Origin of the sequence: Streptomyces sp. NPDC059567, assembly GCF_042735655.1 — a bacterium.
Taxonomy (GTDB): Bacteria; Actinomycetota; Actinomycetes; order Streptomycetales; family Streptomycetaceae; genus Streptomyces.
On the sequence record NZ_JBHWBS010000204.1, the window covers coordinates 1 to 2938 of the forward strand.

Below are 2938 nucleotides of genomic sequence, written 5' to 3' on the forward strand. Positions count from 1 at the left end.
CGGCCCGCCGGGCCGGCCCGCCCCCCCCCCCCCGCCGCATCGTAAGAGGAGCAGACGATGACTCACATACTCGTCGCGGGTGGCGGCATCGGCGGACTCGCCGCCGCTCTGGCCCAGGCTCGGGCCGGACACCGGGCGACGGTCCTGGAGGGCCGGCCGGAGTTCTCGGAGATCGGTGCGGGAATCCAGCTGGCGCCCAACGCCTTCCACGCGCTCGGCATCCTGGGGGTGCGCGAGCGGGTGGCCGAGCGGGCCGACTTCATCGACGAACTGCGCTTCCTGGACGGCACGTCGGGACAGCGGGTCGCCGCCATGGAGCTGACCGGCGCGTACCGGACCCGGTTCGGCGGTCCGTACGCCGTGGTCCACCGGGGCGATCTGCACCGGGCGCTGCTCGACGGCTGCCGCGAGGCCGGCGTGGAGCTGCTCGCCGGACACCGGGTGGCCGGCTACCGGCAGACCGGTGACCGGGTGACGGCGCTGACCTCGGCCGGGGAGCGGTTCTCCGCGGACGTGCTGCTCGGTGCCGACGGGCTGCGTTCGGCGGTAAGGGCCCAGCTCGTCGGCGACGGCGGCCCGCGGATCTCGGGGCACACCATCTACCGTTCCGTGATACCGATGGCAGAGGTGCCCGAGGAGCTGCGGTCGAAGACCGTCACCCTGTGGGCGGGCCCGGGCTGGCACTTCGTGCACTATCCGATCGGCGGCGGCGCGTTCCTCAATCTCGCGGCCACCCGGGACGACGGCGCCCGCGAGGAGATCACCGGCGCTGCCGCGAGCCGTTCCCATGTCCTGGGCGAGTTCCCCGGACTCTGCGAGGAGGCACGGCGTCTGCTGGAGCTCGGCCGGGACTGGAGGATCTGGGTGCTCTGCGACCGCGATCCGGTCGACGGGTGGGTGGACGGCCGGGTGGCCCTGCTCGGGGACGCCGCGCATCCGATGCTCCAGTACGCCGCCCAGGGAGCCTGCATGGCCCTGGAGGACGCGGTGGTCCTGGGCGGGCTGCTCGGTGCCCGCGCGTCGGTGGACGCGCCGCGGTGGCTGGTGGAGTACAACACGCTGCGGCGGGGCCGTACCGCCCGCACCACCCTGACCGCGCGCGAGATGGGAGAACGGCTCTACCACGCGGCCGGGGCGGACGTGCCGGTCCGGAACGCGATGCTGGCGGGCCTCTCCCCCGCCGGGCTGCGCGACGCCGTGGCGTGGCTGCACGGCTCCACGTCGTTCACCGAGACCCGAGAGCCCGCTCTGGCGCTTGCCGAGGCGGCATGACGCGCGGCTCCCCCGACGCATCCGACGGCGACCGCCACCCCGCTTCGAGCGAGGGGTGGCGGTCGTCCTCGTCCGCGCGCTCACCGTCGTCCGCGCTCACCCCCGCGTACCGGGCCGCCAGTTCGGCACCTATCCGCGCCAACTCCACCTGCACGGAGACGGGTTCGAGCACCTCGATCAGGCCGCCCCACCCCGCCAGATTCCGGGCGACGTCCAGCGGGGTCGGCGAGGCGAGGCGGATCCGGGCCCGGCCGTCGGCGGCCTCGCCGTCGGCGTGGCAGTGGCGTCCCAACCGGTCGCGCAGGACGTTCACGTACCGGGTCTCGACGAGCACGGTCGCCCAGGTGCGCGAGCGCTTGCGCTCCACGTCGCCGACGACCTCCTGCCAGGCCGCGGCGAGAGTGAAGTCGTCGGGGCGTTCGGCGGTCTCGCCGGTCTGCTCCGCGGCGGAGATCCGGTCGACCCGGAAGGTGCGCCGCCCCCGCTCGGTGCCGGCGATCAGGTACCAGATGTCGTCCTTGTCGACCAGACCCCAGGGGTCGACGAGCCGCTCGGTCCGCTCCCGGGCGCCGTTGGTGTACGTCAGCCGGACCTTGCGCCGGCGGATCACCGCGGCCTGCAGGCGGTCGACCATCTCCGGCCGGCCGCGGTCGCGCTCGCCCCACGGCGTGGGGTCGACCATGGTGGCGTCGGCGGCGGCCTCCGCGTCGGCCCGGAAGGTCTGCGGCAGCGCCCGCAGCAGCTTGTTCAGCGCCGCCTTGGCGTCCCCGGAAGCCGCCGCGGCCGGGCCGACGAGCAGGAACAGCGCCTGGGCCTCGTTGGCCGAAAGTCCGCTGAGGTCGGTCCGCGCCCCGCCGACGAGCGACCAGCCGCCGCCGCGGCCCGGCTGCGGATACACCGGGATGCCGGCGGCGGACATCGCCTCCAGGTCACGGCGTGCGGTGGCGACGGACACGTCGAGCTCTTTCGCCAGCTCGGCGGCGGTCACCCGGCCCCTGCGCTGCATGAGCAGAAGGGCGGAAACGAGTCGGTCAGCGCGCATGTTCCCAGCTTCTCTCGTAAAGTGCTCAGTTGGTGAGCGCTTTAGGTCGGAGGATGGTCACGGATACGGAACGAAGGAAGGAACCACCCATGCTGCGAGGACTCGCCACCGTCAACTTCTTCGCCGACGACGTGGAAGCAGCCAAGACGTGGTACGCGGAACTGCTGGGCGTCGAGCCGTACTTCGAGCGCCCTGGCGACGGGAAGCCCGCCGCCTACTACGAGTTCAGGATCGGTGACCACCAGACCGAACTCGGCCTCATCGACCGGCGCTACGCCCCGCCGGGTCTGCCCGACGTCCCCGGTGGCGCGATCGGCCACTGGCACGTCGACGACGTGGAGGGCACCCTCGCCCGGCTGCTCTCGATGGGCGCCACGCTGTACACGCCGCTGACCGAGTACGGTCCCGGCTTCGTCACCGCCTCCGTGACCGATCCCTTCGGCAACGTCCTGGGCATCATGTACAACGAGCACTATCTGGAGATGCTGGGCGCCTGACGCGCCCTCCCGGCCTCGGCGCTCGCACCGCGGATACGACCGTGGGCCCCCCCCCGGGCGGGGGGGGCCCCCCGCGCCCCCCGCGCCCCGGGGGGCGCCCGGGGGGCCCCCCGCGGGCGCGGCGCCG

General features: G+C 73.9%; 3 protein-coding genes. 2 read left to right on the forward strand and 1 reads right to left on the reverse strand.

All coding sequences use genetic code 11. The features are described from left to right. Positions 1 to 57: 57 nt before the first annotated feature. Positions 58 to 1272, forward strand: coding sequence for an FAD-dependent monooxygenase (locus tag ACFVZW_RS36965; RefSeq protein WP_384530977.1), 1215 nt, complete (start codon positions 58 to 60; stop codon positions 1270 to 1272). On the opposite strand, the gene ACFVZW_RS36970 is transcribed toward ACFVZW_RS36965, so the two are convergent. Next, positions 1226 to 2314: a helix-turn-helix transcriptional regulator gene (locus ACFVZW_RS36970; protein WP_384530979.1), complete on the reverse strand. Its 1089-nt coding sequence runs from the start codon at positions 2312 to 2314 to the stop codon at positions 1226 to 1228. The genes ACFVZW_RS36965 and ACFVZW_RS36970 overlap by 47 nt on opposite strands. Positions 2315 to 2403: 89 nt before the next feature. On the opposite strand from ACFVZW_RS36970, the gene ACFVZW_RS36975 reads away from it, so the two are divergent. Next, entirely contained in the window at positions 2404 to 2811 is a 408-nt protein-coding gene (locus ACFVZW_RS36975) for a VOC family protein (protein WP_376441127.1), read from the forward strand. The last annotated feature ends 127 nt before the right edge of the window (positions 2812 to 2938 follow it).

Bases quoted from the DNA above. Each gene is read 5' to 3' on its own strand.
- ACFVZW_RS36975 (WP_376441127.1), top strand. From the start codon at position 2,404: ATGCTGCGAGGACTCGCCACCGTCAACTTCTTCGCCGACGACGTGGAA.
- ACFVZW_RS36970 (WP_384530979.1), bottom strand. From the start codon at position 2,314: ATGCGCGCTGACCGACTCGTTTCCGCCCTTCTGCTCATGCAGCGCAGG.
- ACFVZW_RS36965 (WP_384530977.1), top strand. From the start codon at position 58: ATGACTCACATACTCGTCGCGGGTGGCGGCATCGGCGGACTCGCCGCC.